This is a genomic window from Methylobacterium nonmethylotrophicum (assembly GCF_004745635.1).
Lineage (GTDB): Bacteria > Pseudomonadota > Alphaproteobacteria > Rhizobiales > Beijerinckiaceae > Methylobacterium > Methylobacterium nonmethylotrophicum.
The window spans coordinates 70,788-97,174 of the sequence record NZ_SRLB01000004.1 but is presented as its reverse complement, the minus strand read 5'-3'; the positions used below and the strand labels follow the sequence as shown (position 1 = coordinate 97,174).

Genomic DNA, 26,387 nt, shown 5'->3' with positions numbered 1-26,387 from the left:
GGGCGCCGCGGCCCGGGGACGATCGTCGGACGGCTGGGGTCAGGCCGGCTGCAGGCGTGCGCCCTGCAGCCGGTTCGCCTCCGCCGTGGAGGCATCCGCGATGGCATCGAGGGCGCCGAACACGCCGTGGGCGTCCGGAACGACGCAGGCCCGGAGCGGCCGGCCCGTCCCGGGCAGGGTCACCTCGCCGGACGGGAGCGCACCGGGCGGCACCTCCGCGCGCTGGCAGACGCTCTCGGTGACGACGACCTGCGCGCCCTCGCGGCGGGCCACCTGGCAGAGGTCGGCGGCGTCCCGCACGGCGGCCCCGACGGCCGTGAAGGCGACCTCGTCCCCGTGGCCGAGGTCGCCGAGCGTCACCACCCCGTCCTGGATCCCGACCACGAAGCCGACCGGCGCCCCGCCGAGCAGGCGGGCCATGTGCTCGATAGCGACCCCGATCATCGCGGCCGCGTGCAGCGCCTGCCGGCAGCTCCGGGCCGGATCGCCCCCGTCGAGCCCGAACAGGGCCAGCATCCCGCTGCCCGAGAAGCGGTTGAACGCGCCGCCGGCCCCGGTCACCGCCTCGATCGCCGCGTCCAGGAAGCGGTTGCTCGTGAACAGCAGGTCGGCGCCCCGCGCCTCCGCCTCCTCCTCGGCGACGTCGCGCAGCTCCACAAACAGGCACACGACGTAGTGCCGCCGGCCGGCGCGCACCCGCCGCCCCCCATACGCGTAGTCCGTGCCGGCGCCCGGCGGGACGATCGGGACGAGGGTCACGTCCGCGCAGGGCCGGACCTGGCAGCCGATCCGGATCCGCGGGGTGCGGGACGCCCCGATGCGCTGGAGGATCGCCCGCTCGGTCGCGTCGGGCTCCGGCAGGGCCTCGGCCCCGCTCAGCACTGAGACCCGGCAGGTCCCGCAGCGGCCCCGCCCGCCGCAGACGCCGGCATGCGGGACCTCGTAGAGCGTGCTCGCCTCCAGGAGGCTGAGGCCCCGCGGGACCGTGATCGTCCTCCGGTCGGGATAGGTGAGCCGCACCACGCCGCCCCGCCGCTCCCGGCGGTCGCGCCAGAGCCGGGCGAGCAGCACGGCGCCGATCATCGCCGTATAGGCGGCCAGGAGCCCGTTGCGGAGCTGCTCGAGGCTCGCGCGCTCGGCGAGGGTGCCGAGCTCGGCCGAGGTCAGGTTCTGGTCCTGCCACTCGGGCCGGGCCGCCAGCCCGGCCACGACGCGCCCGGACTGGTAGAAGCCGAGGAGCGCCAGCGTCGGGACCAGCACCGCGAGGGCGAGCAGCACCGGCGCCGCCGGCCGGAACCAGCGCTTCAGCCGCAGCCAGAGGAACAGGCCGATGCAGCCGTGCACCCAGGCCAGGACCAGGACGACACCCTGGTTGAGCCCCTGGGCCGGGCTGTTGACCCAGAACTGGTGCAGCTCCTGGACGTAGCGCTTGTCGGTGCCGTAGAGGGCGAAGTCGATCCGCGTCACCACGACGTGGTTGACCAGCATGACCGGGAGCAGGAGCCCGATGAGGAGCTGCGGCACCTCCATGCGCCGGAGGCGGAACATGCGGCGCTGGTAGAGCGCGACGAGCCCGAGGGCGAGATGGGCCAGGATCGCGCCGTACAGGACGGTGCTGACCGCGGGGTTGCGCCACACCTGCACCAGCCCGGACAGGGCCGCCTCCATCGTCCCGAGCGAGACGTTGCCGAGGGCGTGGTTGAGGAGATGGCAGGCGACGTAGCCGAAGACGACGAGCCCGCTCCACAGCCGCACCGCGCGCAGGTTGCGAAGGTTGCGCGCTGCCGGGGAGGCCCGGGCCGGCGCGTCGGCGGCGGGGGCCTCAGCGGTCGGGGCGGCGGGCGCGGGAGCGCCGGGTCGGGGCGGCTCAGAGGCCGCGGCGGGCGAAAGCGGCAAACGCACCTCCTGCGGCCATCAGGTCCTCGAAGCGGCCGGATTCGACGATCCGGCCGCCCTCCATGAAGTGGATCACGTCGGCGTGCCGGACCGTGCTCAGCCGGTGGGCGACCACCAGCCGGCTGACGCCGAGCCGCTCGATGTTGGCGGTGATCACGGCCTGCGTAGCGGTGTCGAGGGCGCTCGTCGCCTCGTCGAGGAGCAGGAGCTTCGGTGACCCGAGCAGCGCCCGGGCGAGCAGCAGCCGCTGCACCTGCCCGCCCGACAGGGTGGAGGTGCCCTCGTTCACCAGGGTGTGCAGCCCCAGCGGCAGGGCGCGGATCTCCTCGGCGATCCCGGCCAGCTCTGCGGCGCGCCACGCCTCCTCGACCCCGCCCTCGTTCGCGCCCACGAGATTCTCGAAGATCGAGCCGGCGAGCAGGCGTCCGTTCTGGCGCACGACCCCGATCCCGCGCCGCATCGCCGCGAGGTCGAGGGTGGCGATGTCGCGCCCGTCGATCAGGACGGCGCCGGCCTCCGGCCGCTCGAAGCCGAGGATCAGGTTGAGGAGCGTCGACTTGCCGGCGCCGCTCGGGCCCGTGAGGGCGACGAAGCGGCCGGGCTCGACGCTGAGCGAGACGCGGTCGAGGAGCGGCGGACCGCCGGGCGCGTACCGGAAGGTGACGGCCGCCAGTTCGAGCCGCCCGCCCGGGGGAGCGGGCGGACGGGCGGTGGCCGCCGCCTCGGGAACGGTCGCCAGCAGCGGCAGGGCCCGCTTGAGGGTCGGCTCCGCCTGGATCCACTGCACGAGCCCGCGCGCGACCGTCTGCGTCGCGGCCAGGAACTGCTGGTAGGAGAGGATGAACGCCATGAAGGCGCCGGTGGTCATCCGGTCCTTCGCGTCCATCCGCCAGGCCAGGAACGCGAACATGAGGGCCAGGGCCAGGCTGTCATAGGCGGCCAGGACGGTCTCGAACCGGATCGCGGCGACCCGCGCGCGCAGGCCGCGGGCGCGCTGGACGGCGCTGTTGCGGCCCCACAGCGCGAAGGCGCGGCGCTCCGCCCCGAAGGCCCGCAGGACCGGGACGCTCTGCACGATCTGGAGCGTCAGCGCCGTGACGCTCGCCGTCATCGCCTCGCCGGAGGTCAGCGCGCCGAGCTGGGCCCGCCCGGCCAGGAACGCGACGCCGAGGAGCACCGCGAGCAGGGCCAGCGCGACGGCGGCCGCCAGCGGCGCGTAGGCGACCAGGAGGACGAGCGAGCAGGCCGCGTAGATCGCCCCAGTCAGGCTCGTCACCAGGGTGCCGGTGAGCGAGCGGCGCACCGGGTCGATCGACATCAGGCGGCTCGTCAGGTCGGCGCTGCCGAAGGCCGTGAGGGTGCGGGCGGGGAAGCGCAGCACCCGGTCCATGATCCCCGCCTGGAGCCAGGCGGCGAGGCGTCCGTCCATCCGCAGCCGGGCGCCCTCGGCGGCGGCCTTCAGGAGCGCGATGCCGAGGTTGAGGAGCGCGAGGGCGAGGCCGAGGAGCAGCAATTCGCCCGCGAGGCCGTCCGGGATGAAGGTGTCGACGATGATCCCGGTCGCGACCGGGACCAGGAGGCCGAGGAGCGCCGCCGCGAGGCTCGCCAGGACGAGCGTCGCGAGCTCGGGCCGAACCCGGCCGAGCCCCGCCCCGACGAGGTCGCGCCACCGCAGCGGGTGGGCCGGCAGCGCCTCGGTCACCGTGAAGGCCCGAGCCTGCAGCGCGGCGGCGGTGCCGGCGTCGAGCGGCCGCGCCGGCGCCCCCCGGCGCAGGAGCCGGTAGCGCCCGCGCCGGTCCGGCAGCAGCGCGACGGGCGCGCCGTCGCCCGCCAGGAAGCCGAGGAGCGGGCCGCGGTCGCGCCGCCACCACGCGCCCCGCAGGGTGACCGAGCGGGCCAGGAGCCCGCGCCGCTCGAGCCGCGCCTCCAGCGGCAACGCCCCGCGGGACGACACCTCGTGGGGCCGCGCCGGCCCCGGCCCGGCGACCGCGTCGAGGGCGTGGTCGAGATCGTCCGCCGCGTCGGACCCGGAATCCGGCGCCAGGACGCCCCCGCCACCGGCGGCCAGGATGCCGAGGAACGACCGGCCGGCCCGGGCCAGGTCGTCCGCCGTCAGGCGCTCCTGCGCGTCGAGTCGCGCCTCCTCGGCCGACAGGTGCCGCTCGGCCAGGGCGAGCACCGCGCGGCCCGCCAGATCCGCCAGGCCGTCGAGCGCGTCGCGCCAGGCGCCCGCCAGGAGGTCCGCGGTCGGCAGCGCCCGCGCGGCGGCGTCCCGCTCGGCCCGGATCCACGTCGCGGGCGTCAGGGGAGTGGGGGCCGGGCCGAGGCTCGCGGCGTCCAGGAAGCGCAGGCCGTCCGGGGAGGCCGGCGCGATCCACACGACGCCCCGCAGCGCGCTGCCGGCCGATCCCGCGGCCGTCGCCACCTCCGTCCCGGGCTCCCACGCGGCCGCCTCGGGCCGCGGGCCGGCCTGTCGGGCCAGTCCCTCCGACAGGGCGGTCACGAAGGCGTCGAGCGCCGCCGCGAGGCCGGCCCGCCGGGCGGGATCGCGGCAGGCGGCCGAGAGGCCGTCCTCGGAGAGCGGCGCGAGGCCGGCCCCCTCCGGCGCGACGAGGCGCAGCCCGGCCGGGATCCGCGGGCCGAACAGGAGCGATCCCCGGCCGAAGGCCGCCAGGAAGCGGCGGGTGGCGCCGCAGCCGGCATAGACCTCGACGAACCCGTCCTCGACCGTGAGCGCCCCGGCCAGGGGAATCCCCTGGCCGGTCCCGAGGCGCACGGCCTCCGGCGGCGGGGGAGCGGGCATGACGGCGAACGCGGTGCTCATGCCTGCACCAGGGCCCGGTAGGCGCCCGAGCGGGCGATCAGCGCGTCGTGGGTCCCGGTCTCCACCACGCGGCCCCGGTCGAGCACCAGGATCGCGTCGCAGTCCCGCACGGTGGCGAGGCGGTGCGTGATGACCACGCAGGTGCAGCCCCTCCGCCGGATCGCCGCCATGATCTCGGCCTCGACGGGGGCGTCGAGGGCGCTCGTCGCCTCGTCGAGCACGAGGACCAGGGGATCCACCGCCAGGGCGCGGGCGAGCGCGAGCCGCTGGCGCTCGCCGCCGCTGAGGTTGGCGCCGCTCTCCCCCACCCGGGCGTCGTAGCCTCCCTCCCGCCCGGCGATGAAGGCGTGGGCGCCCGCATCCTGCGCCGCCCGCAGGATCCGCTCCTCCGGCAGCGAGGCGTCCCACAGGGTGATGGTGTCGCGCACCGTGCCGGCGAACAGTCCCGGATCCTGCTCGAGATAGCCGATCGCCTTGCGCAGCCTGGCCCGCGGCCAGTCCCGCAGGAGCGCGCCCCCGAGCCGGACCTCGCCCGCCCGCGGCTCGATGAGCCCGACCATCAATCGCCCGACCGTCGACTTGCCCGACCCGCTGGCGCCGACGAGCGCGATCCGCGATCCCGCCGGGAGGCTCCAGGTGACGTCCGTCACGAAGGGGGGGTCGAGGGGCCCGTAGCCGAAGGCGACGCCGTCCAATTCGAGCGCGAGGCCGTGGTCGAGCGCCGCCGCGTCGCCGCGCTCCCCGTCCGGCTCCGGCTCGGCCCCGTAATGCGCGACGTCGTCGAGGCGCTCGGCGATGCCGCGGACCTGCTGCAGCTGGCCGCCGATCCCGACGAGGGCGAGGACCGGGCCGGACAGGCTGGCAAGGAGCGTCTGGACCGCCAGGAGGACGCCGATCGTGGTGGCGCCGTCGATCACCCGGCGCCCTCCGGCCACCAGGACGCCGACGGTCGCGAGCGCCATGACCAGCGCCGCGGCCTGGCCGAGCCACAGCGAGAGGACGCGCGCGCGCTGGTCGGCGTCGATCACCCTGGCATGGTGGCCCATCCAGCGCGCCAGGAAGAGCCGCTCGGTGCCGCCGGCCTTCACGTCCGCCGCGGCGGCGACGCCCTGGATGGTGGCGGCCTGCCAGCGCGACTCGTCCTTGACGAGGCGCATCCCGACATCCTCCAGGATCCGGCCGGCCGCGACCGTGATGAGCAGCACCAGCGCGGTCGCGGCCGCCGCCAGCAGCCCGAGGGTGCCGTCGAGGGCGACGAGCGCGCCGCCATAGGCGCCCACCGAGACCAGGGCGACCGCGGCCGGCACGAGGCTGCCGGCGGCGATGCCGCTCAGCCGGTCGATCAGGGTGAAGCGGTGGGCGATGTCGCCGGCGAAGCGCTGCGCGAAGAAGCCGAGCCGCAGGTGCAGGAGGCGCCACATCTGGGCGACCGCCATGCTGGTCGAGAAGGCCGCCTGGCTGCGCGCCAGCGTCACCTGCTGGAGGTAGGTCAGCGTCGCCCGCAGCAGCGCGAAGGCGGCGAGCGCCCCGATCAGCGGCATCAGCCAGGACTGGGTCTGCGAGGCCAGCACCCGGTCGATGAACAGCCGCGTGAACCCCGCCGCGACGATGCCCGGCACGACCAGGAGGATCCCGGCGAGGCCCGCGAGGGCGAGGGCGCGCCGACCCCCGCGCATGCGCTCGCCGAGGAGCGCCGCGAGGCTCGGGCGCGCGCCCTCCCGCACGAAGCCCGGGCCGGGCTCGAAGGTGAGCACGACGCCGGTGAAGGCGTCCTCGAACTCCTGCCGCCCGACCTGCCGCGGTCCGACGGCCGGGTCGTTGATGGCGCTGCGCCCGCCGGGCCGGTACCGCTCGACGACCACGAAGTGGTTGAAGTTCCAGTAGGCGACGAAGGGCGTGGGCAGAGTCGCGAGGTCGCCGGGCTCGACCCGCAGGCCCCGGGCGATCAGGCCGAGCGCGCGCGCCGCGCGCAGGATGCGCGAGGCCCGGACCCCGTCGCGGCCGACCCCGCACAGCTCGCGCGTCTCGGCGAGGGTGAGCCAGCGGCCATGCGCCGCCAGGATCATCGCCAGGCAGGCCGCGCCGCACTCGGCGGCTTCCTGCTGCAGGAAGGTCGGCACGCGCACGCGCCGGCGCGGACGCCAGGACATGGCCGGCTTACGAGAAACGGCCGGCGCGACGGCCGGTCCAGCGCTCATCGGCCGGACCACCCGAACAGCGCCCGGCTCGCCGGCAGCAGGACCTGCAGGGCGGGCTCCGAGAGCGTGACGATCTCGGCCCGGCAGGGGCTGCCGCTGCTGACGAGGAGGTTCGGTCCGGCGGAGGTCGACCAGCGCAGCCGGGACCGGGTGGCCGGATCGGGCTCGAGGGTGGCGCGCACCTCGAACGGGGCGCCGCCATTGGCCAGCGTCTGCACGAGCTGCCGGTTCTTGAGCGTGCGCAGCATGCCTTCCTGCGTCGCCGGTACGTCCGACACGTACACGACCTTGCCGCGGATGAAGCCGTATTCCTCGCGCTTGACGGTCGAGGGCATGATCTCGACGTCCATGCCGGGCCGCGCCTTCTTGCCGTCGGCCGGGTCGACGTAGAGGGTCGCGATCAGCGGCGCGGCCGGCTCGTCGCCGGGATTGGACAGGCCCTCCGGCACGATGGCGACGAGGGCCGCGCCGCGCTCCACCAGCTCGCCGCCATTCACCTTCAGCTCGCCGACGGCGCCGTTATAGGGGCTCGTGACGACGTCCACCCGGCCGAGGCGCTCGCGCAGCATCTCGACCTTCCGCTCCGCCGAGGCGACCTTCAGGTCGAGGGACAGGCGCTCGCGCTCGCGCTCGGCGGCCTGGGCACTGGCCTCGACGTCGAGCTGCTTGAGGCCGCTCCCCGTCTTCGCCAGCTCCTCCTGCGCCGCGTTCGCCTCGTTGCGGGCGTCGAGGAGGCGCTGCCGGGTGATGACGCCGCGGACGGCGAGGCCCTCGAAGTCGCGCAGCCGCTCCGTCAGGGCGGCGACCTTCTGGGTGGAGAATCCGGCGCTCCGGGTGAGGGTGTCGCGCTGCTGGGCGCGAAACGCCTCCTGCTCGGCGGCGATGCGCCGCTGGAGGGCGAGCGTCCTGTCGAGCTGGTCGCGCGCGTCCTTGAGCTCCGCGGCGGCGGCCTCGATGTCCTGCTTCAGGTCGGGCTGCTCGATCGTGGCGATCACGTCGCCGACGCGCACGCGGTCGCCCGTGCGGACGGAGAGCGCCCGGATCTGGCCGGCGGCGGTGGCGGCGACCTCCTTCACCCCGGCGACGTCCAGCAGGATGCCGTTCGCCGCAACCTTGACGGGCAGATGCACCAGGATGCCGGCGACCACGGCTGCAACCACCAGGGCGCAGCAGCTCAGCACCAGCGCCCAGTAGGCCGGCCGGACGATCGCGGCCGCCATGTCGAGGCGGTCCGGAGCCGCCATGCGCTCCAGGGCCGATGCCCGGAAGAGAGCATTCGTCGAGAGATCCGCTCCGGTCGAACGAATGGGCACGCGCCAGCCTCCGGGCAGCAGCAACCTTGTGACATCAGCCTTGCGACGACGCGCCGGCCGGCCCCGCCGACGGGGGACCAGGGAGCCGGCGGTCAGGGTTCGACATCGCCGGTGCCGCCGAGGCGGGCGGCACGCGGGGGCGCGACGGCGCCGGATGCGCGACGCGGGGTCGGGCGCGAAGACAGGATGGCGAGATCCATGGCGGCCGCGTCAGTCATGACGGTGACGGGTCCCGGGAGCATCGCCGGGGACGGATCGTTCATTCCAGGCATTCGAAGGCGCGGTGAGGGCGGAAGAGGCCGCGTGCCGGGTCGCGGACCGGATCGGCGACGACACGGCTGCAACGCAGGCGGCCGCGGCGACCAGCATGGCGGCTCTTCGGTCGGTGATCATGAGCTGCCGTCTCGTTCTCCAGGATGACGGTGCCGGCCACCCCACGAGCCCGGGACGGCGCCGGTGCGGCCGGGACGTCCGTCCCGCCGCCTCCCGCAAGGGGGCGGGCACCCGCGATGCATCCAGACGCCCGAAGACCCGTTTCGATGCGTCCAAATCATGCGCTGCGCGGGTATTAGGGAATGAACGCGCGGTTGCTGTACACGGAGAAAATTGCGCATATCCCTCTGCCGGTGCCGGCAATGAAGCGGGCCTGCCGTCCTGCCCGTCACGGGGCGGGCATCCGCGAGACCGGGCCATCATCCGAAATCCGATTGATCGCCTCGCGATGCGGATTTCGGCGTCGCGCAGGCGTGCGGAGCGAAGCTCCGCCGTCGCCGGCCGCGGCACGCCGCCCGGTCCCGGTCATGAACCCCGACCGCACTCCGTGAGCCGAGACCTGTGCCGGTTCGAGCCCGGCCCGGGCCTTGCTCGACCGCCCCGCAGGTCGGAGCGCCCGGTCCATGCGGATGGAGCGGCCGCGTGACCCCGAGAGGCGCGACAGCCGGGTCTCGTCGTGGCGCGACCTCATTCTACCGGGCGGAAGCGCCATCCGCTATGACGGGGCCGATCGCGCGCTGGGAGCCGCCCGGCGTCGTCTTCGTCCGACGATCGTGGGCATGCCATGTTGAAGACCGGGTCGAACGCGCCCATCGAGGACGACAAGAGCCTGGAGCGCGCCCTGGGGCATCAGGTCCGGATGCTGCGCCGCGAGCGCGACCTCTCGATCGCGGACCTGGGAGGTGCCGCCGGCATCTCGCACGGCATGGTCTCGAAGATCGAGAACGGGCAGATCTCCCCGTCGCTCGCCACCGTCAATGCCCTGGCACGGGCGCTGAACGTGCCGATCACCGCCCTGTTCGCCGCGTTCGAGGAGAGCCGCGATTGCTCTCACGTGAGGAAGGGGACGGGTGTCGTCATCGAGCGGCGCGGCACCAAGGTCGGCCACATCTACGAGCTTCTCGGTGCCGGCATCCGCGGCGAGACCGTGCTCGAGCCCTACCTGATCACCCTGGAGGAGAATGCCGAGGCCTATACGGGCTTTCGCCACGCCGGCGTCGAGTTCATCTTCATGCTGAGCGGCGAGGTCCGGTATCACCACGCCGGCCAGGACTACCACCTGAAGCCCGGCGACGCGCTCCTGTTCGACGCCGAGGGGCTGCACGGGCCGCGCGAGCTGATCGAGCGGCCGATGACCTACCTGTCGATCATCGCGTATCCGCGGACGTAGGACCTCCGGGCCGCCTGGCCCGTCCGGTCATCCATGGCCGCTTGGCGGCCCCGGTCATTCATGGCCGCCTGGCGGGCCGGAGGAGTTTTCCTGGCAAGAAATTTTTGTGATCCATAGTTGACGAGTGCCGGCCTCCGTGCGAACCGTATTCCCATCATGCGGTGCTGGGAAACCTCCGGATGTGCGGGATCGTCGGCCTGTTTCTCAAGCATCCGCAACGCGAGCCGCAGCTCGGCGCGCTGCTCGCGTCGATGCTGGCGACGGTGACGGAGCGCGGTCCCGACAGTGCGGGCTTCGCGGTCTACGGCGCCCCTGCGGAAGACCTCAAGATCACCTTGCGGGGGCCGAACGAGGCGGCTCTGGGGGCCGCCATCGCGGCGCTCGAAGCCGCGACCGGCCGGCCCTTCGCGGCCGCGCTGCGCGACACCCACGCCGTCCTGCCGGTGCCCGCCGGGACGGAGGGCGAGGTCCGGACCTGGCTCTCCGCCAACGCCCCCGGCATCGACGTCGTGTCGGCCGGGCGGCGGATGGAGATCTACAAGGAGGTCGGCCTGCCGGAGGCGGTCGCGACGCGCTTCGACCTCGCCGGGATGGCGGGCAGCCACGGCATCGGGCACACCCGGATGGCGACCGAGAGCGCCGTGACCACCAGCGGCGCGCATCCGTTCTCCACCGGCCGCGACGAGTGCCTGGTGCATAACGGCTCCTTGTCGAACCACAACGACCTGCGCCGCCGCCTCACCCGCGCCGGCCTGTCCTTCGCGACGCAGAACGACAGCGAGGTCGCCGCCGGCTACCTGACCTGGCGCATGCGCGAGGGGGCCTCGCTGCGCCAGGCGCTCGAAGCGAGCCTCAGCGACCTCGACGGGTTCTTCACCTTCGTGGTCGGCACCGAGACGGGCTTCGCCGTCCTGCGCGACCCGATCGCCTGCAAGCCCGCCGTGATGGCCGAGACGGAGGATTACGTCGCCTTCGGGTCCGAGTACCGGGCGCTGGTCGGCCTGCCGGGCATCGCGGCCGCCAGCGTGTTCGAGCCGGAACCGGCCCGGGTCTATGTCTGGGAGCGCCACTGATGCCCACGATCGACCTGCGGACCTCGGCCCTGCGCGACCTGAACCGGGCGCTGCACGCGCTCGCGCCCGACACCGACGAGACCCGCTGGATCGTCGTGAACCCGGAGGGGCGCCACGCCGTCGCGGTCGGGCTCGACGCCGCGGTCAGCGTCGAGATCGAGGGCCATGTCGGCTATTACTGCGCGGGCATGAACAAGCGGGCGAGCGTCGTCGTCAACGGCAATGCCGGCGTCGGCGTGGCCGAGAACATGATGTCGGGCTTCGTCCACGTCCGCGGCGACGCCAGCCAGGCGGCGGGCGCGACCGCCCATGGCGGCATGCTCCTCATCGACGGCAATGCGGGCGCGCGCTGCGGCATCTCGATGAAGGGCGTCGACATCCTGGTGAAGGGCGCGATCGGCCACATGTCGGCCTTCATGGCCCAGGCCGGCACCCTGACGGTGCTGGGCGATGCCGGCGAGGCGCTCGGCGACTCGCTCTACGAGGCCCGGCTCTACGTGCGCGGCAGCGTCGCGAGCCTCGGTGCCGACTGCATCGAGAAGGCGATGCGCGACGCGCACCGCCAAGAGGTCTTCGCCCGGCTCACGGCGGCAGGGCTCGCGGGCGAGGTCGATCCGGGCGAGTTCCGCCGCTACGGCTCGGCCCGCTCCCTCTACCACTTCCACGTCGACAACGCCGGAGCCTATTGATGGCCGAGCATCCCCGGACGGCCCCGCGCCTGTCGGCGACCTTCACCCCCGAGGTGATGGCCGAGATCCGCCGCGCCGCGGCGACCGGCCTCTACGACATCCGCGGCGCAGGGGCGAAGCGCGCCCTGCCGCATCTCGACGACCTCCTGTTCCTCGGCGCCTCGATCAGCCGCTATCCCCTGGAGGGCTACCGCGAGCGCTGCGGCACCGAGGTGGTGCTGGGGGGCCGCTTCGCCTCGAAACCGATCCGCCTCAAGACGCCGGTGACGATCGCCGGGATGAGCTTCGGCTCGCTCTCGGCCAACGCCAAGGAGGCTCTGGGCCGCGGCGCGAGTCTTGCCGGCACCTCGACCACCACCGGCGACGGCGGCATGACCCAGGAGGAGCGCCGGCACTCGAAGACCCTGGTCTACCAGTACCTGCCGTCCCGCTACGGCATGAACCCGGACGACCTGCGCCGGGCCGACGCGATCGAGATCGTGGTCGGCCAGGGCGCCAAGCCCGGCGGCGGCGGCATGCTGCTCGGCCAGAAGATCACCGAGCGGGTCGCCGGCATGCGCTGCCTGCCGCCGGGCATCGACCAGCGCTCGGCCTGCCGCCACCCGGACTGGACCGGGCCCGACGACCTCGCGATCAAGATCGAGGAACTGCGCGAGATCACCGACTGGGAGAAGCCGGTCTACGTCAAGGTCGGCGCCTCGCGGCCCTATTACGACACCGCGCTCGCGGCGAAGTCGGGCGCCGACGTGGTGGTTCTCGACGGCATGCAGGGCGGCACCGCCGCGACGCAGGACGTGTTCATCGAGCATGTCGGCATCCCGACGCTGGCGGCGATCCGCCCGGCGGTGCAGGCGCTGCAGGATCTGGGGCTCCACCGCACGGTGCAGCTCGTCGTCTCCGGCGGCATCCGCTCGGGCGCCGACGTCGCCAAGGTGCTGGCGCTGGGGGCGGATGCGGTCGCGATCGGCACCGCGGCGCTGATCGCACTCGGCGACAACGATCCCCGCTGGCAGGCCGAGTACGAGGCTCTGGGCACGACCGCCGGCGCCTACGACGACTGGCACGAGGGGAGGGACCCCGCCGGCATCACCACGCAGGACCCGGCGCTCGCCGCCCGCCTCGACCCCGCGCTCGCCGGGCGGCGGCTGGCCAACTACCTCGCGGTGATGACCCTGGAGGCGCAGACCATCGCCCGGGCCTGCGGCAAGAGCCACCTGCACAACCTGGAGCCCGAGGACCTCGTCGCCCTGACGATCGAGGCCGCCGCGATGGCGCAGGTGCCGCTCGCCGGGACCGGCTGGATCCCCGGCAAGGAACCGTCCGGCAACGGTCTGTTCTGACGCGAAATCCGGAGCCGCCGGACGGCGGCTCCCGCCGAGGCCCGCCGGAGAGTTCACGCGATGCCGCTCGATCTCGAGGTTGCCGCCAGGGAGCGCGGCATCCGGTACTTCCTCGTGTCGTACACCGACCTGTTCGGCACCCAGCGCGCCAAGCTGGTGCCGGCGGCGGCGATCGCCGGCACCTGCCGCAACGGAGCGGGGTTCGCGGGCTTCGCCACCTGGCTCGACATGAGCCCGGCCGATCCCGACCTCGTCGCGGTGCCGGATCCCGACGGGCTGATCGCGCTGCCGTGGAAGCCCGAGGTCGGCTGGCTGCCGGCCGACCTCGTGATGGCGGGCCGCCCGGTCGCGCAGGGGCCGCGCAACCTCCTCAAGCGCCTGATCGCCGAGGCCGCCCGCGACGGCCTGCAGATGAAGACCGGCGTCGAGTGCGAGTTCTTCCTCATCACCCCCGACGGCACGGCCCCGGCCGACACCGCCGACCGGCAGGTGAAGCCGTGCTACGACCAGTCGGCCCTGATGCGGCGCTACGACGTCGTCAGCGAGATCTCCGACGCGATGCTGGCGCTGGGCTGGAATCCGTACCAGACCGACCACGAGGACGCGAACGGCCAGTTCGAGATGAACTGGGAGTACGACGACGCCCTCGTCACCGCCGACCGCCACGCCTTCTTCAAGTACATGGCCCGCTCGATCGCCGAGACGCACGGCCTGCGGGCGACCTTCATGCCGAAACCCTTCGCCGACCTGACGGGGTCGGGCTGCCACGCCCACGTCTCGCTGTGGCGCGGGCCCGAGAACGCCTTCGCGGACCGGACCGACGCCGTCGGGCTGTCGCAGGACGGCCATCACTTCATCGGCGGGCTGATCCACTCGGCCGAGGCGCTGGCCGCGATCACCAATCCCTGCGTGAACTCCTACAAGCGCCTCAACGCCCCGCGCACGGCCTCCGGCGCGACCTGGGCGCCCAACGCCGTGACCTATGCGGGCGACAACCGCACCCACATGATCCGCATTCCCGGCGGCGGCCGGTTCGAGTTCCGCCTCGCCGACGGGGCGGTCAATCCCTACCTGCTCCAGGCCGCGATCCTGGCCGCCGGACTGGACGGGATGCGTCACCGCCGCGACCCCGGCCCGCGCCTCGACCTCGACATGTACACGCACGGCCACACGGTCGAAGGCGTGAAGCGCCTGCCGCTCAACCTGCTCGACGCGTTGCGGGCGCTCGAAGCCAGTCCCGTCCTGAACGAGGCCCTGGGCGCCTTCGTGCCGAGCTACCTCAAGCTCAAGCGCCAGGAATGGGACGCCTATTGCCGCCACCTGACCCAGTGGGAGCGGGACACCACCCTGGATTGCTGAGGCCGGGGCGCCGGAGGCTGGCCGACCCGCATGGATCTGCGACATGGAACGAGGCCGGCGCGGCCGAGACCCTCACCCCGGACGAGACCCGCGGCCGCTTCGTCGCGAGATGCATCGTCGGTTCGCGAAAGCGTGCCGGACGCTCGGCCCGAAGCTGCTTCCTGCCAAGGCGCGGACGGTCTTACGCTGCGCCCGCCGCCTCGGCGGCGAGGAGCCCGGGAGGCCGCAGCGCGGGCCGATCGGCCGACCCCTCGCGCGGGGCGCGCCGGAAGCGGCTCTCCGGCAAGGCCGTTCCCGGCTCACACGAAGGAGACGCCGATGGCGCCGAGCGGGCCGTAATCGGCCTGGATCACGTCGCCCTTCCTGATGTCGACGGGCCGGGTGAACGAGCCGCCGAGCACGATCTGCCCTTTCTTGAGCCCCGCATCGACGGCGGCGAGCTTGTTGACCAGCCAGGCGATGCCGGCGGCCGGATGGCCCATGATGGCGGCCGAGACGCCGGATTCCTCGATGATGCCGTTCTGCGACAGCGTGGCGCCGATCCAGCGCACGTCGACGTCGAAGGGCCGGATCGTGCGCCCGCCGACGACGATCGCCCCGAAGGCGGCGTTGTCGGCGATGGTGTCGACGATCGCCCGCGGCACCTCGGTCCGGTAGTCGATGATCTCGAGCGCCGGGACCACGAACTCGGTCGCCCGCATCACGTCGTAGATGCGGCAGCCCGGCCCGGACAGGTCCTCGCCCATGATGAAGGCGAGCTCCACTTCCAGGCGCGGCTTGATGAACAGGTCGGTGCGGATCTGGGCGCCATCGTTGAACAGCGCGTCGTCGAGGATGCGGCCGTAATCCGGCTCGGTCATCTTCGAGGCCATCTGCATGGCGCGCGAGGTCAGGCCGATCTTGTGGCCGGCGAGCCGCGCGCCGGCGGCGATCCGCGCCTCGGCCCAGAGGTCCTGGACGCGGTAGGCGTCCGCGATCTCCATGTCCGGAAACGTCTTCGACAGTTGCGGGCAGGGCACGCGCTCGCGCTCGGCCCTGAGGATGGCCTCGGCGGCCTTGCGGTGATCGTCGTCGCTCAGCACGGCTGTCTGCTCCGGGTTGCCGGGTTCACTTGATCGGAGGGCGCGGCAGCACGGCCTCGCCGGGCTCCATGACGTAGGTGTAGTCGAGGGCGTACCAGGGCGCGGCCGCGTCCGGACGCGGCGCATCGTGGCGGACGAAGTCGCCGAGGAGCGCTCGCGTCACGCCGAACTGCACGTCGGACCCGATATGCGGGTCGTTGGCATCGTAGACCTGCGAGATCAGCACCTTGAAGCCGGGCTTGACGATCAGGGCGTGCAGGTGGGCCGGGCGCATCGGGTGGCGTCCTTGCGCCGCCAGCAGCCGCCCGACGACCCCGTCGGTGGGGATCGGATAGCCGACCATCATCACCGAGCGGAACCAGAACCGGCCCTCCGCGTCGGTGGTGAACTTGCCCCGCAGGTTCATCTCGGCCTGCTCGGGATCCTGGTTCTCGTAGAGGCCGACCGGCGAGGCGTGCCAGACATCGACCTCGGCACCCACGACCGGCCTGCCCTCGCCGTCGACCACGCGGGCATTGACGAAGAGCGGGTCGCCCGGCGTGTCGGAGCGCAGGATCGTGCCGCCATTCTCGACCCGCGGCGCGTTGAGGCGCCAGAACGGCCCGAGCAGCGACTGCGAGGTCTCGGTGTTGCCGTGGTCGCCGTTGTTGAGGAGGCAGACGAGGGACGACACGCCGAGCGAGCCGGCCATCAGCACGAACTCGTTGTGGCTGTCGGAGGCCAGCGCCCCGATCTCGTTGAGGATCGCGGTCGCGTCGCGAAACTCCGGCTCGGTGAGGCGCACGTCGCGCACGAAGCCGTGCAGGTGGGTGACGAGCGAGACCATGATCTCGCGCAGGCGCGGGTCGCGCGTCCGCGCCATGACCTCCAGAACGGCAGGCGTCACATCCTGCTGGCGCGCGATGCGCATGGCTCGGCCTCCCTGACTTGACGCTCTGGTCACATATCATCGATTATTCGTCAAGAAGCGATTTTTTTTATGTGGGGCATCGGCATCTGCGCGAGGCCGGATGGGGCGCCTCGGGCGGGTTCGTGGGGCGGGCACAGGCTTTCCGGGCCAGCGAAGGATGGTAGCCAATAATGAAGTCACACGATTTCCGCTTGATCTATCTAAATAAACTAAGCGCGGAATCCCCTCTCCCGTGTGGGAGAGGGGTAGGGGATCGAAGATCCCGCACGGGCCTGAAGGCCTGCGTGAGGGTGGATCGGCTTCAGAACAAGACATCAAGCGTCGAGCTGTACAGCTCGACGGCTCAGGATCATTGCGGGACCCGAGCCACCCTCACCCCCGTCCCCTCTCCCACACGGGAGAGGGGAGATGCGCTCTTTCTTTCATCGAGTCGATCAGGTCGAACTCGTATTGCAGCCTATTTTTGTCTTCCTTGCGGTCCAGGGCGGCCCCCGATCACAGGATGCACTTGCTTGCGTCCCCATCCCTCCCCGCATGCCCCCGCACGGACAACGCCACCGCGTTTGACAGGAAAAATCGTTTTTCATAAGAATCATCGACGAAGAGCGGAATCGCTCTCTCCGGGAGAGACGTCGTGACCGAGGCGAGGCGCCGACGCGCTGCGGGTGACCGGGACGGGGCGCGCCCCGATCCTGGATCGGCCATGCCGGGCCTCGCCCTGGTCGACGACGGCAAGAACACGATGGCGAGCCAGCTCGTCGACCGCTTGCGCGAGGCGATCGTGTCCGGCCAGCTCGAGGCGGGCAGCAAGATCAACCTGGAGCGCGCCCGCGGGAGCTTCGGGGTCTCGCTGAGCCCGCTCAGGGAGGCGCTCGCCCGGCTGATCTCCGACGGGCTCGTGGTGTTCGAGGACAATCGCGGCTACCGCGTCGCGCCGGTCTCGCTCGCGAACCTCGAGGAGATCACGCGGCTGCGCGAGGAGTTCGAGACCCTCGCCCTGCGCGAGGCGATCGCGATCGGCACCGTCGACTGGGAGGGCGACGTGATGCGCGCCCTCCACCGCATGAACCGGATCGGGCGCGACCCGGAGCAGCCCGAGACGCTGGAGCGGTGGGAGACGTATCACCGGGAGTTCCACCTCACGCTGATCGCCGGCTGCCGCATGCCGCTCCTGCTCAATTTCTGCGGCGTGCTCCTGAGCCTGAACGACCGCTACCGGCGCTCCTTCCTGCGCCGCACGCCCGGCGGCGACCGGAACGTCGCCCACGAGCACGGCGAGATCGCGCAAGGCGCGGTCGCGCGCGATGCCGACTTCGCCTGTGCCCGTTTGCGCGAGCACATCCACCGCACCGGCACCAACCTGCAGCGGCACCTCGCCGGCAAGCTCAAGCCCTGATCCGTCGAGCGACCGCCATGCAAACCTCCCCCGACCAGCCGCTCGGCCTCGCGCACTTCACCTGCATCGGGGTGCCGCCCGTCGACCTCGTCCGGCTCGCCGCCCGGGCCGGCTACGCCTCGGTGGGCCTGCGGCTCCATCCGGCCTTTCCGGGGGCCCCGTTCTACGAGCTGCCGCCCGGGAGCGACGCCTTTCGCGCCATGCGCCGGGTCCTCGCCGACGAGGGCCTGCGCGTCTACGACATCGAGTTCGTCGTCATCGGGGAGGATTTCGTCCCGGCCTCCCTCGCCGGCATCCTCGAATCCGCCGCCGGGCTCGGCGCGCAGCGGCTGAGCGCCTGCGGCGACGACCCGGACCGCGCCCGCCTCGTCGCGCGCTTTGCCGCGTTGTGCGACCTCGCGGCCGGGTTCGGCATGGGGGTGGACCTCGAATGCATGGCGTGGCGGCAGGTCGCGAGCCTGCCCGAGGCGGTCCGGGTGGTCGAGGCCGCCGGCCGGCCGAATGGCGGCGTCCTCGTCGACGCGCTCCACCTCGCCCGGACCAAGGGAACGCCCGAGGACGTCCGCGCCGTGCCGCCCGGCCTCGTCCGCCATGCGCAGCTCTGCGACGCCCCGGCGCACGCGCCGGGGACGATGGACGCGATCATCCACGAGGCCCGGGCGGGGCGTCTTCCCCCGGGCGACGGGGCGCTGCCCCTGGCGGCGCTGGTCGCGGCACTGCCGGCGACCACCACCCTCTCGGTCGAGGTTCCGATGACGGGTTCGGTCTCCGCCGAGGAGCACATGCGGGCCAATATGGTCGCGGCCCGGCGGCTGCTGGCGTCGTGAGCGACGCAGGCCCGCGCAGGGTCAGGTACGATGTCGGTCCGTTCCCCACGATGAGGTCACGCCCATGATCCGAGGCACCACTACCCTGATCGCGCATCTCGGCTACCCGACCGAGTCGTTCAAGGCGCCGATGATCTACAACCCGTGGTTCGAGAAGCACGGCATCGACGCCGTGGTGATGCCGATGGGCGTCAAGGCCGAGGATTACCCGGAGGTCTTCCGGTCGGTGTTCCGGCTGACCAACATCCGCGGCGCCCTCGTCACCATGCCGCACAAGATCACCACGATCGCGCTCCTCGACGAGGTGAGCACCACCGCCAGGATCGCCGGGTCCTGCAACGCCGTGCTGCGGCGCCCGGACGGGACGCTGCTCGGCGACATGTTCGACGGGGCCGGCTTCGTGCGCGGCATCCAGCGCAAGGGCCGCGACCTCGCCGGCGCCCGGGTGCTGGTCGTCGGCAGCGGCGGGGTCGGCTCGGCCATCGCGGCCTCGCTGGCGGCGGCCGGCGTCGCCGCCCTCGGCCTCCACGATTTCAGCCCGGCCTCGGCCGAGGCGCTGGCGGGGCGCCTGCGCGAGCACTACCCGGCGCTGGAGATCGCCACCGGCAGCAACGACCCGGCCGGCTACGACGTCGTGGTCAATGCCACGCCGCTCGGCATGAAGGAGGGAGATCCCCTGCCGATGGACGTCGCCCGCATCGCCCCCGGCACCTTCGTGGGCGAGGTGGTGATGAAGCAGGAGCACACCCCGTTCCTGCGCGCCGCCCAGGAGAAGGGCTGCCCGGTCCAGGTCGGCACCGACATGCTGTTCGAGCAGATCCCCGCCTACCTCGAGTTCTTCGGCTTCGGCACCACCACCGCCGAGGAGCTGCGCGCGGTCGCCCGTGTGTCGTACTGAGCGGTCAGGCCTGCGCGACGGCCGCACCGGTCGCGACTCAACGGCGTCGCGTGGTCCGGACGGATTTCGCCCGCGCGGGGACGTCCCGGGCGGGAGGCGCGGGGTCGGGCACGTCTGGTCCGGACGCCCATGCGGGCGGCCCGTCGACGAGGGCGCAGTCGAGGCAGCCGTCGATATGGACCTTCAGGATCCGCGTCGCGCGCTCGGCGTCGCGCGCCAGCGCGCAGGCGAGCAGGTCGGCGTGCTCCCGGATCGACGATTCGCCCCGGAAGATGGCGGCGAGCGACAGATAGCGCAGGTAGCGGTCGTGGATCGAGCCCAGCGTCTCCATCAGCACGCGCGAGCCGCAGGCCGAGGTCAGCGCCTGGTGGAAGGCGCGGTCGCAGGTCCGCACCAGGGCCGGATCGGCATCAGTCCGGGTCAGCATCCGGTGCTCCGTGACCGCGAGCTTGTGATGGGCCGCCACGACCCGCGCCTCCCAGTCGAGGTCGCCCGCCGCGAAGGACAGGGCCAGCGCGTGCCCCTCGAGGAGCTGGCGCAGGGCCGCGATCTCCCGGAACTCGGCGGCGGAGGCCGGCGCGACCTCGAAGCCGCGCTGCGCCTCCGCCACGACGAGCCCCTCGGAGGCGAGGCGGTTCAGGAGCTCGCGCATCGTGCCGACGCTGACGCCGTAGCGCCGGCTCGCCTCGTCGAGGCGCAGCCGCTCGCCCGGGGCGCGCTGGCCGAACAGGATGTCGGCCCGCATCCGGGCATAGGCGACGTCGCCGACCGTCTCACCGCCCGGCCCGGTGGCGACGCCTCCGGCGCCGGCTTCTGAGGGAGCACCCATGAGACCTCTTTGGCACCATGAGACGTTCGATGCAACGTATGAGGGATTGCCTATCCTTGGGTGATCCCGTAATCATCCGATCATAGGCGCACCGGCTGAAAGCTGGCCAGGATGCTCCGGAAAGCGGCGAGGCCGACCGGGCGCGCCGCACGGGGGAAGCGACCACGTGAACTACACGCTCGATTTCGGGCCGGTCGTCGCGGGCCTGCCCGACCTCCTGAGGGGCTGCGCGGGCACGCTGTTCCTCGCTGTCTCGGGGATGGCGATCGCGCTCGTGATCGGCGTCGTCGGCGTCGTGCTGCGCGACTCGCCCATCCGCCCGCTGCGCTTCGCCGTCATCGCCTTCGTCGAGCTGATCCGGAACACGCCGTTCCTCGTCCAGATCTACTTCGTGTTCTTCGCCCTGCCGCTGATCGGCATCCGCCTCGCCCCGACGCCGACCGCCATCATCGCGCTCGGGCTGAACGGGGGCGCCTACGCGATCGAGATCATCCGCGGCGGCGTGCAGTCGATCCACAAGGGCCAGGTCGAGGCCGGCTTCGCCCTCGGCCTGCACAAGCGCGACGTGTTCCGCTTCATCGTCCTGCGCCCGGCGCTCCGGGCCGTCTACCCGTCGCTGACCGGCCAGTTCGTCATGCTGACCCTGACCACCAGCATCGCCTCGGCGATCGCGGCCTATGAGCTGACCTCGGTCGCCAAGCTGATCGAGAACGAATCGTTCCGCAGCTTCGAGGTCTACGGCACGATCACGATCCTGTACTTCCTCATGTCCTGGCTGATGATGCGCGCCTTCGGGCTCGTCTCGCGCCGGTACTTCAGCTACCCCGTGAAGTAGGGCGCGACGATGGGCTGGCCCGAATTCCTGTTCCTGCTCGAGGGCATGAAGTGGACGCTCGCGCTCTCGGCGATCGGCTTTATCGGCGGCGGCGTGGCCGGCCTGGCCGTCGCGCTCGCCCGCACCTCGGGGAAACCGGTGCTGGAGCGCGCGACGGCGGCCTATGTCAGCCTGTTCCAGGGCACGCCGCTCCTGATGCAGCTCTTCGTCGTCTATTTCGGCCTCGCCCTCGTCGGGCTCGACCTCGCCCCCTGGGAGGCGGTCGCGGTCGGCTTCACGCTGCATGCGAGCGCCTATCTGGGCGACATCTGGCGCGGCGGCATCGAGGCCGTGCCGCGCGGCCAGATGGAGGCCGCCCGGGCGCTCAGCCTCGGCTACGTCTCGCGGATGAAGGACGTGATCCTGCCGCAGGCCCTGCGGGTCTCGCTGCCGGCGACGATCGGGTTCCTGGTCCAGCTCATCAAGGGGACGTCGCTCGCCTCGATCGTCGGCTTCACCGAGCTGGCGCGGGCCGGCAACATGGTCTCGAACCAGATCTTCAAGCCGCTGCTCGTCTTCGGCATCGTCGGGGCGATGTACTTCGCGCTCTGCTGGCCGCTGTCGCTCTACGGCTCGTGGATGGAGCGCCGGCTCGCGGCTCCCTCGCGCTGACCGGGCACCGCACAACGCAAACAGGGGAGGGGACACCATGCAACGCCACACACTCAGCCGCCGCACGCTCGTCGCGGGCGCCGGCGCCGCGCTCGCCCTGCCGGGCCTGATGACCGGCCGGGCGCTCGCCATCACGCCGGACCAGATCAAGAAGCGGGGGCGCGTCATCATCGGCATCCAGGGCGACAACCCGCCCTGGGGCTTCGTCAACAGCACGGGCAAGCAGGAGGGCATCGACGCCGATATCGGCGAGCTCTTCGCCAAGGAGCTCGGCGTGCCGGTCCAGTTCATGCCGCTCGAGGTGGCCAACCGGATCCCGGCCCTGACCTCGGGCCGCTGCGACGTGCTGTTCGCCACGATGGCGATGTTCCCCGACCGCGCCAAGGCGGTGCAGTTCTCCAAGCCCTACGTCGCCAACCAGATCGTGCTGCTCGCGCCCAAGACCGTCACGGTGAAGACGAACGCCGACATGGGCAAGCTCACCATCGCGGTGCCCCGCGCCGCGGCCCAGGACACCGAGGTGACGCGCAACGCGCCGCCCGGCACCAACATCCTGCGGCTCGACGGCGACGCCGCCGCGATCCAGGCCGTGGTCTCCGGCCAGGCGCAGGCGGTGGGCGGCAACATCTTCTACATCCGCCGCCTCGACGAGGCGAAGCCCGGCGTGTTCGAGCAGAAGCTCACCTTCACGAACATCTACAACGGCGCCTGCACGCGGCTCGGCGAGAAGGAGATGAACGCGTTCATCAACGACTTCATCGACAAGATCAAGGCGAACGGCGAATTGAAGAAGATCACCGACAAGTGGATGAAGGCCGAGCAGCCGCCGATGCCCGAGCGCATCGAGGGCGTCCCCTTCACGGCCAGCTGAGAGGGAGTCGACCGCGGTGTCACCGAACCAGGCGACCGGCCCCCTCATCGCGATGCACGGAGTGGACAAGTGGTACGGTGACTTCCACGCGCTCAAGGGCGTGACCCTGGAGGTCCGCCGGGGCGAGAAGATCGTCCTGTGCGGCCCCTCCGGATCGGGCAAGTCGACGCTCATCCGCTGCATCAACCACCTCGAGACGATCCAGAAGGGGCGGATCGTCGTCGACGGCATCGCCCTCGACGACTCGGCGCGGGCCGTCGACGCGGTGCGCCGCGAGGTCGGCATGGTGTTCCAGAGCTTCAACCTGTTTCCGCACATGACGGTGCTGGAGAACTGCACCCTGGCGCCGATGCGGGTCCGCGGCACGAGGAAGGCCGAGGCCGAGGCGACCGCCCGCCGGTATCTGGAGCGGGTGCGCATCGGCGAGCAGGCGCTGAAATACCCGGCCCAGCTCTCGGGCGGCCAGCAGCAGCGCGTCGCGATCGCCAGGGCTCTGTGCATGGAACCGAAGGTCATGCTGTTCGACGAGCCGACCTCGGCCCTCGACCCGGAGATGGTCAAGGAGGTGCTCGACACCATGATCGGCCTCGCCCGCGACGGCATGACGATGGTGTGCGTCACCCACGAGATGGGTTTTGCCCGCCAGGTCGCCGACCGGGTGATCTTCATGGCCGACGGTGCGATCCTCGAGGAGGCGGATCCCGAGACCTTCTTCCGCAGCCCGCAGCATCCGCGCGCCCGCACTTTCCTCGGCGAGATCCTGGCGCATCACTGACCCGCGGCCGGGCCGGTGCGAGAACAAGAGGTCTGTGATGAGTGAGCCGCTGATCTTCGTCCTGAACGGACCGAACCTCAACCTGCTCGGCGAGCGCGAGCCGGAGATCTACGGACGCACGACGCTCGCCGAGATCGAGGCGGCCTGCCGCTTGCGGGCCAAGACGCAGGGTCTGGCGATCGAGTTCCGCCAGACCAACCTCGAGGGCACGCTCATCGAGAGCGTGCACGAGGCCCGCAAGCGTGCCGCGGGGATCATCATCAACCCGGCCGGCTACAGCTTCACCTCGATCGCGCTGCTCGACTCGCTCAAGATGTTCGACGGCCCGAAGATCGAGCTGCACATCTCGAACATCCACCGGCGCGAGGAGATCTACCACCGCTCGCTGGTCTCGCGGGCCGCGACGGCCGTCATCGCCGGGCTCGGTCCGAGCGGCTACGGGGTGGCGCTCGACGCGATGCGCCTGCTCCTCGACGAGCGCCGGGCCTGAGATCGGGGCCTGCCCGTGCGGCCGCGGTGTTGCGCGCATCTCCTGATCCGCCTCCCATCCCCTTGCCGTCGCCGGGATCGCCCGACCCGATCACGCGTGCGGCGCACGTCGCCATGCGGCGGCGCCGCACGCGCCGGGTCTTCGGGCTGATCCGGCCGGTGCGCCGACGAGGTGCGCCGCGGCAGGCCGACCCACACGCCCGTCATCCCTGTATCGGTGAGCCCGCCCGTCGAGAGCCGACCTCCGACGGTCCGCTGACGGGTCATGCCGGCTGCCCTGGATTCCGACCCGCAGCGACGCAGTCGGGGTCATGACCCGTGCCGTGCGGATGACGCATCCGAGCCTCGCCACCGCCGGCACCATGGCGTATGGCTTCGATCCGGCGACAGGGAACCGCCGCGCGATCAGATCAGGGGCGGTCTGATCCGTCGTGAAGAGAACGGGGGCAGGACGCGCGAGGAAGCCGTGATGCGAGCACGTTATGCCGTTTCGGTATCCGCACGATCCGATGCCGGGGGATAGGGCAATGAATGGACCTGTAACGCTCGCCAATGCGACGAACGTGAGCGCATTGGCCCTCGACTACGCGATCGAGTCCGAGAAGCCGGGTACGTCACGCATAGCCCCGGGAGCCACCCTCGAAGAATGCGTTCGTTTCTGCGAAAACTTCGTGGCCGCCCAGTTCATGGGCTCGTTTTCCTATCTCGGCGCCGGCAGCTGGGTCGCGAACACGGATCGCATCGGCCGCTACTGTTCGATCGGACAGGGCGTGCTCATCGGCGCCGGGCCGCACCCGGTCGACTGGCTGTCGACCTCGACCTTTTTCTATCGCCGGGCGATGTGGACGTCGCACCCGACAGTCGAGCAGTTCTATGAGAACCATCCCGTCGACCCGCAGTTCGAGCAGTCGCCGTGCAGGATCGGAAACGATGTCTGGATCGGGTCGCACGCCGTGATCATGATGGGTGTCAATGTCGGCGACGGAGCCGTGATCGGTGCCAACGCGACCGTGACAAAAGATGTCCCGCCCTATGCCATCGTGGCGGGCAGCCCCGCGAAGGTGATTCGCACCAGATTCTCGGCCGAGACGATCGAACGCCTGCTCGCGTCGCAATGGTGGAATCTTCATCCCTCTCAGCTCAAGGGGCTCAACTACAGCGACATAGAACAATGTCTTGCGACATTGGCCAACGCAAATCTCGCTGAAAATACGTATCAGCCGCGGAGGTTGCGGGCCGAGGAGTGGATCGTGCTGTGAGGTCGCCTCATCCGGTGAGGCGAAGCATGATCACCGGCTAGGCGACTCCTGCTCCGGGCGCCGATCGGTCGTGCCGGTTTGCGCGCCGACCGGAGCGTACGTCACCGGGATCGTCCTCCGGAAGCAGACCGCGTCGACAGCGAGTTCCAAAACGCCTTCAGGAATTCCCTGCTGTTTCGGGCCGCGGTCCTGCTTCGCCATCGATCAACGATCATGCGTCGTACCCACAAGCCGCTCAGGCCGTGTCGGGACGATCAAGTGTCCCTCACAAACCCCGATCGCCGGCATGGCCCAGTGTGGCGGCCTCGGCGCAGCGGGAGTTGTGTGGGGTGCACTAACTCGATGGTTTCGATCGTGTGTCGCCCTGCCGCTTGAGAACGCTCTGATAGCTGTAGCGCTCAGCGGGGTGAATGCTGAGCGAGATTTCTGCCATGCTGTAGGGGCTGAGGAAGTATTGACGGCGGATGGCAAGTGCGTGGCTTCCCGGCTCCGCCTGCAGGGCGGCGGCGCAGGACGGGGGCACCCCCACCGCGCGGATGCGCTGGCGGATCTCGACGATGCGGCGGCCGGACACCGCTTCGAGAAGTGTCCCGTAGATGCCCGAATGCGACGCGACGCGCTCGCGCAGCAGGTCGCCGTAATCTGCGTCGAGATAGACGTCGGTCCAGCAGATCGGTAGCGCCGCCGGGCTGTCGGGGATGCGGCGCAGGAACGACACGCGAAGCCAGCGCCGTCCCGGCTGGCAGTCGAGCGATGCGGCGAGATCGGCATCGGCGACGATGTCGGCGACGCCTTCGAGATGCCGCTCGGTCTCGGCGCCGAATTGCTGCACCGCCTCGATGGATTCGAGGTTCTGCGAGAACCCCGAGGCCGGCGACGCGGCGGTCGCCTCGACCCGGGTTCCGGCGCTCTTGCGGCGGCTGATGAGCCCGGAATTCTGCAATTCGCGCATCGCTGCGCGCACGGTCGCCCGACTGACCGCGAACTGATCCGCGAGCGCGTGCTCGTTCGGCAGGAGCGAGCCCACTGGGTATCGCCCATCCGCGATCGCCTCCATGAGCAGGCGTGCGACGTATGCGTAACGGGTTTCCAAGGAGACGGGACCTCCACCAGAGCCGGCCGGCCCGGGAGAAGAGGGAAGCCCCCACGGCCCGTCAAGGGGCTTGACAGGCACTATGTCCGAACATAATTCTTTGTACGAACATAACCT

Annotated in this window: 22 protein-coding genes; 14 read left to right on the top strand and 8 right to left on the bottom strand. The window is 71.6% G+C overall.

Annotated elements, in window-relative coordinates:
• Nucleotides 1–39: 39 nt before the first annotated feature.
• From EU555_RS05525 to EU555_RS05510, 4 genes are read right to left on the bottom strand one after another with little or no spacing between them, the layout of a single operon-like run.
• The gene (locus EU555_RS05525) at nucleotides 40–1,896 is read right to left on the bottom strand and encodes a 2Fe-2S iron-sulfur cluster-binding protein (RefSeq protein ID WP_135413671.1); all 1,857 of its coding nucleotides are present in this window, start codon (nucleotides 1,894–1,896) and stop codon (nucleotides 40–42) included.
• Nucleotides 1,868–4,720, bottom strand: a complete 2,853-nt coding sequence (locus EU555_RS05520) for an ATP-binding cassette domain-containing protein (RefSeq protein WP_135413670.1) — start codon at nucleotides 4,718–4,720, stop codon at nucleotides 1,868–1,870. Before EU555_RS05520 ends, EU555_RS05525 begins: the two co-directional genes overlap by 29 nt.
• On the bottom strand, nucleotides 4,717–6,870 hold the full coding sequence (locus tag EU555_RS05515) for a cysteine peptidase family C39 domain-containing protein (RefSeq protein ID WP_167858448.1): 2,154 nt from the start codon (nucleotides 6,868–6,870) through the stop codon (nucleotides 4,717–4,719). The genes EU555_RS05520 and EU555_RS05515 overlap by 4 nt, the downstream gene beginning before the upstream one ends.
• A gap of 44 nt (nucleotides 6,871–6,914) precedes the next feature.
• Entirely contained in the window at nucleotides 6,915–8,231 is a 1,317-nt protein-coding gene (locus tag EU555_RS05510) for an NHLP bacteriocin system secretion protein (protein WP_135413668.1), read from the bottom strand.
• 1,057 nt (nucleotides 8,232–9,288) lie between these two features.
• On the opposite strand from EU555_RS05510, the gene EU555_RS05505 reads away from it, so the two are divergent.
• From EU555_RS05505 to glnT, 5 genes are all read left to right on the top strand, one after another.
• Nucleotides 9,289–9,894 (top strand): helix-turn-helix domain-containing protein, encoded by a 606-nt coding sequence (locus tag EU555_RS05505; RefSeq protein WP_135413667.1) that lies wholly within the window; start codon nucleotides 9,289–9,291, stop codon nucleotides 9,892–9,894.
• Nucleotides 9,895–10,073: 179 nt separating this feature from the next.
• Complete coding sequence (locus tag EU555_RS05500) at nucleotides 10,074–10,967, top strand: class II glutamine amidotransferase (RefSeq protein WP_135413666.1); 894 nt, start codon at nucleotides 10,074–10,076, stop codon at nucleotides 10,965–10,967.
• On the top strand, nucleotides 10,967–11,656 hold the full coding sequence (locus EU555_RS05495; protein ID WP_135413665.1) for a GltB/FmdC/FwdC-like GXGXG domain-containing protein: 690 nt from the start codon (nucleotides 10,967–10,969) through the stop codon (nucleotides 11,654–11,656). The genes EU555_RS05500 and EU555_RS05495 overlap by 1 nt, the downstream gene beginning before the upstream one ends.
• Nucleotides 11,656–12,996 (top strand): FMN-binding glutamate synthase family protein, encoded by a 1,341-nt coding sequence (locus EU555_RS05490; protein WP_135413664.1) that lies wholly within the window; start codon nucleotides 11,656–11,658, stop codon nucleotides 12,994–12,996. Before EU555_RS05495 ends, EU555_RS05490 begins: the two co-directional genes overlap by 1 nt.
• A gap of 60 nt (nucleotides 12,997–13,056) precedes the next feature.
• Nucleotides 13,057–14,355, top strand: a complete 1,299-nt coding sequence (gene glnT, locus EU555_RS05485) for a type III glutamate--ammonia ligase (RefSeq protein ID WP_135413663.1) — start codon at nucleotides 13,057–13,059, stop codon at nucleotides 14,353–14,355.
• Nucleotides 14,356–14,654: 299 nt separating this feature from the next.
• Here the strand turns inward: glnT and hpaH are convergent, their stop codons facing one another.
• Together hpaH and EU555_RS05475 are read right to left on the bottom strand one after the other, a co-directional pair.
• The gene (hpaH, locus tag EU555_RS05480) at nucleotides 14,655–15,437 is read right to left on the bottom strand and encodes a 2-oxo-hept-4-ene-1,7-dioate hydratase (RefSeq protein WP_135413662.1); all 783 of its coding nucleotides are present in this window, start codon (nucleotides 15,435–15,437) and stop codon (nucleotides 14,655–14,657) included.
• A 25-nt stretch (nucleotides 15,438–15,462) separates the two neighbouring features.
• Entirely contained in the window at nucleotides 15,463–16,347 is an 885-nt protein-coding gene (locus EU555_RS05475; RefSeq protein ID WP_135413661.1) for a dioxygenase family protein, read from the bottom strand.
• Nucleotides 16,348–17,050: 703 nt separating this feature from the next.
• Here EU555_RS05475 and EU555_RS05470 point away from each other — a divergent pair.
• The 3 genes from EU555_RS05470 to EU555_RS05460 all read left to right on the top strand — a co-directional run bounded on the left by EU555_RS05470 (nucleotide 17,051) and on the right by EU555_RS05460 (nucleotide 19,468).
• Complete coding sequence (locus tag EU555_RS05470) at nucleotides 17,051–17,743, top strand: GntR family transcriptional regulator (protein WP_135413660.1); 693 nt, start codon at nucleotides 17,051–17,053, stop codon at nucleotides 17,741–17,743.
• A 17-nt stretch (nucleotides 17,744–17,760) separates the two neighbouring features.
• Nucleotides 17,761–18,570, top strand: a complete 810-nt coding sequence (locus EU555_RS05465) for a sugar phosphate isomerase/epimerase family protein (protein WP_135413659.1) — start codon at nucleotides 17,761–17,763, stop codon at nucleotides 18,568–18,570.
• Nucleotides 18,571–18,634: 64 nt separating this feature from the next.
• Nucleotides 18,635–19,468, top strand: coding sequence for a shikimate dehydrogenase family protein (locus EU555_RS05460; RefSeq protein WP_135413658.1), 834 nt, complete (start codon nucleotides 18,635–18,637; stop codon nucleotides 19,466–19,468).
• A gap of 37 nt (nucleotides 19,469–19,505) precedes the next feature.
• Here EU555_RS05460 and EU555_RS05455 read toward each other — a convergent pair whose 3' ends face one another.
• Nucleotides 19,506–20,297 carry a GntR family transcriptional regulator gene (locus tag EU555_RS05455; RefSeq protein WP_135413657.1) on the bottom strand — a complete coding sequence of 264 codons (792 nt, stop codon included), beginning with the start codon at nucleotides 20,295–20,297 and terminating at the stop codon, nucleotides 19,506–19,508.
• 166 nt (nucleotides 20,298–20,463) lie between these two features.
• On the opposite strand from EU555_RS05455, the gene EU555_RS05450 reads away from it, so the two are divergent.
• The 6 genes from EU555_RS05450 (at nucleotide 20,464) to EU555_RS37460 (ending at nucleotide 25,177) form a co-directional block, all read left to right on the top strand.
• A complete protein-coding gene (locus EU555_RS05450; RefSeq protein WP_135413656.1) occupies nucleotides 20,464–21,132 on the top strand; it encodes an amino acid ABC transporter permease in 669 nt (222 codons plus the stop codon).
• A 9-nt stretch (nucleotides 21,133–21,141) separates the two neighbouring features.
• The gene (locus EU555_RS05445; protein WP_135413655.1) at nucleotides 21,142–21,783 is read left to right on the top strand and encodes an amino acid ABC transporter permease; all 642 of its coding nucleotides are present in this window, start codon (nucleotides 21,142–21,144) and stop codon (nucleotides 21,781–21,783) included.
• 37 nt (nucleotides 21,784–21,820) lie between these two features.
• Nucleotides 21,821–22,654 (top strand): transporter substrate-binding domain-containing protein, encoded by an 834-nt coding sequence (locus EU555_RS05440; protein WP_135413654.1) that lies wholly within the window; start codon nucleotides 21,821–21,823, stop codon nucleotides 22,652–22,654.
• A gap of 52 nt (nucleotides 22,655–22,706) precedes the next feature.
• Nucleotides 22,707–23,429: an amino acid ABC transporter ATP-binding protein gene (locus EU555_RS05435; RefSeq protein WP_135413946.1), complete on the top strand. Its 723-nt coding sequence runs from the start codon at nucleotides 22,707–22,709 to the stop codon at nucleotides 23,427–23,429.
• A 37-nt stretch (nucleotides 23,430–23,466) separates the two neighbouring features.
• Nucleotides 23,467–23,919, top strand: coding sequence for a type II 3-dehydroquinate dehydratase (locus EU555_RS05430; protein WP_135413653.1), 453 nt, complete (start codon nucleotides 23,467–23,469; stop codon nucleotides 23,917–23,919).
• Between the two features lie 526 nt (nucleotides 23,920–24,445).
• On the top strand, nucleotides 24,446–25,177 hold the full coding sequence (locus EU555_RS37460; RefSeq protein ID WP_167858447.1) for a CatB-related O-acetyltransferase: 732 nt from the start codon (nucleotides 24,446–24,448) through the stop codon (nucleotides 25,175–25,177).
• A 334-nt stretch (nucleotides 25,178–25,511) separates the two neighbouring features.
• Here the strand turns inward: EU555_RS37460 and EU555_RS05420 are convergent, their stop codons facing one another.
• Nucleotides 25,512–26,270, bottom strand: a complete 759-nt coding sequence (locus EU555_RS05420; RefSeq protein ID WP_135413651.1) for a GntR family transcriptional regulator — start codon at nucleotides 26,268–26,270, stop codon at nucleotides 25,512–25,514.
• Nucleotides 26,271–26,387 lie beyond the last annotated feature (117 nt).

Coding starts and splice junctions, on each gene's coding strand:
- EU555_RS05505 (WP_135413667.1), top strand. CDS start 9,289: ATGTTGAAGACCGGGTCGAACGCGCCCATCGAGGACGACAAGAGCCTG.
- EU555_RS05500 (WP_135413666.1), top strand. CDS start 10,074: ATGTGCGGGATCGTCGGCCTGTTTCTCAAGCATCCGCAACGCGAGCCG.
- EU555_RS05435 (WP_135413946.1), top strand. CDS start 22,707: ATGCACGGAGTGGACAAGTGGTACGGTGACTTCCACGCGCTCAAGGGC.
- EU555_RS05495 (WP_135413665.1), top strand. CDS start 10,967: ATGCCCACGATCGACCTGCGGACCTCGGCCCTGCGCGACCTGAACCGG.
- EU555_RS05470 (WP_135413660.1), top strand. CDS start 17,051: ATGCCGGGCCTCGCCCTGGTCGACGACGGCAAGAACACGATGGCGAGC.
- glnT (WP_135413663.1), top strand. CDS start 13,057: ATGCCGCTCGATCTCGAGGTTGCCGCCAGGGAGCGCGGCATCCGGTAC.
- EU555_RS05515 (WP_167858448.1), bottom strand. CDS start 6,870: ATGTCCTGGCGTCCGCGCCGGCGCGTGCGCGTGCCGACCTTCCTGCAG.
- EU555_RS05520 (WP_135413670.1), bottom strand. CDS start 4,720: ATGAGCACCGCGTTCGCCGTCATGCCCGCTCCCCCGCCGCCGGAGGCC.
- EU555_RS37460 (WP_167858447.1), top strand. CDS start 24,446: ATGAATGGACCTGTAACGCTCGCCAATGCGACGAACGTGAGCGCATTG.
- EU555_RS05465 (WP_135413659.1), top strand. CDS start 17,761: ATGCAAACCTCCCCCGACCAGCCGCTCGGCCTCGCGCACTTCACCTGC.
- EU555_RS05445 (WP_135413655.1), top strand. CDS start 21,142: ATGGGCTGGCCCGAATTCCTGTTCCTGCTCGAGGGCATGAAGTGGACG.
- EU555_RS05475 (WP_135413661.1), bottom strand. CDS start 16,347: ATGCGCATCGCGCGCCAGCAGGATGTGACGCCTGCCGTTCTGGAGGTC.
- EU555_RS05460 (WP_135413658.1), top strand. CDS start 18,635: ATGATCCGAGGCACCACTACCCTGATCGCGCATCTCGGCTACCCGACC.
- EU555_RS05430 (WP_135413653.1), top strand. CDS start 23,467: ATGAGTGAGCCGCTGATCTTCGTCCTGAACGGACCGAACCTCAACCTG.
- EU555_RS05490 (WP_135413664.1), top strand. CDS start 11,656: ATGGCCGAGCATCCCCGGACGGCCCCGCGCCTGTCGGCGACCTTCACC.
- EU555_RS05440 (WP_135413654.1), top strand. CDS start 21,821: ATGCAACGCCACACACTCAGCCGCCGCACGCTCGTCGCGGGCGCCGGC.
- EU555_RS05455 (WP_135413657.1), bottom strand. CDS start 20,297: ATGGGTGCTCCCTCAGAAGCCGGCGCCGGAGGCGTCGCCACCGGGCCG.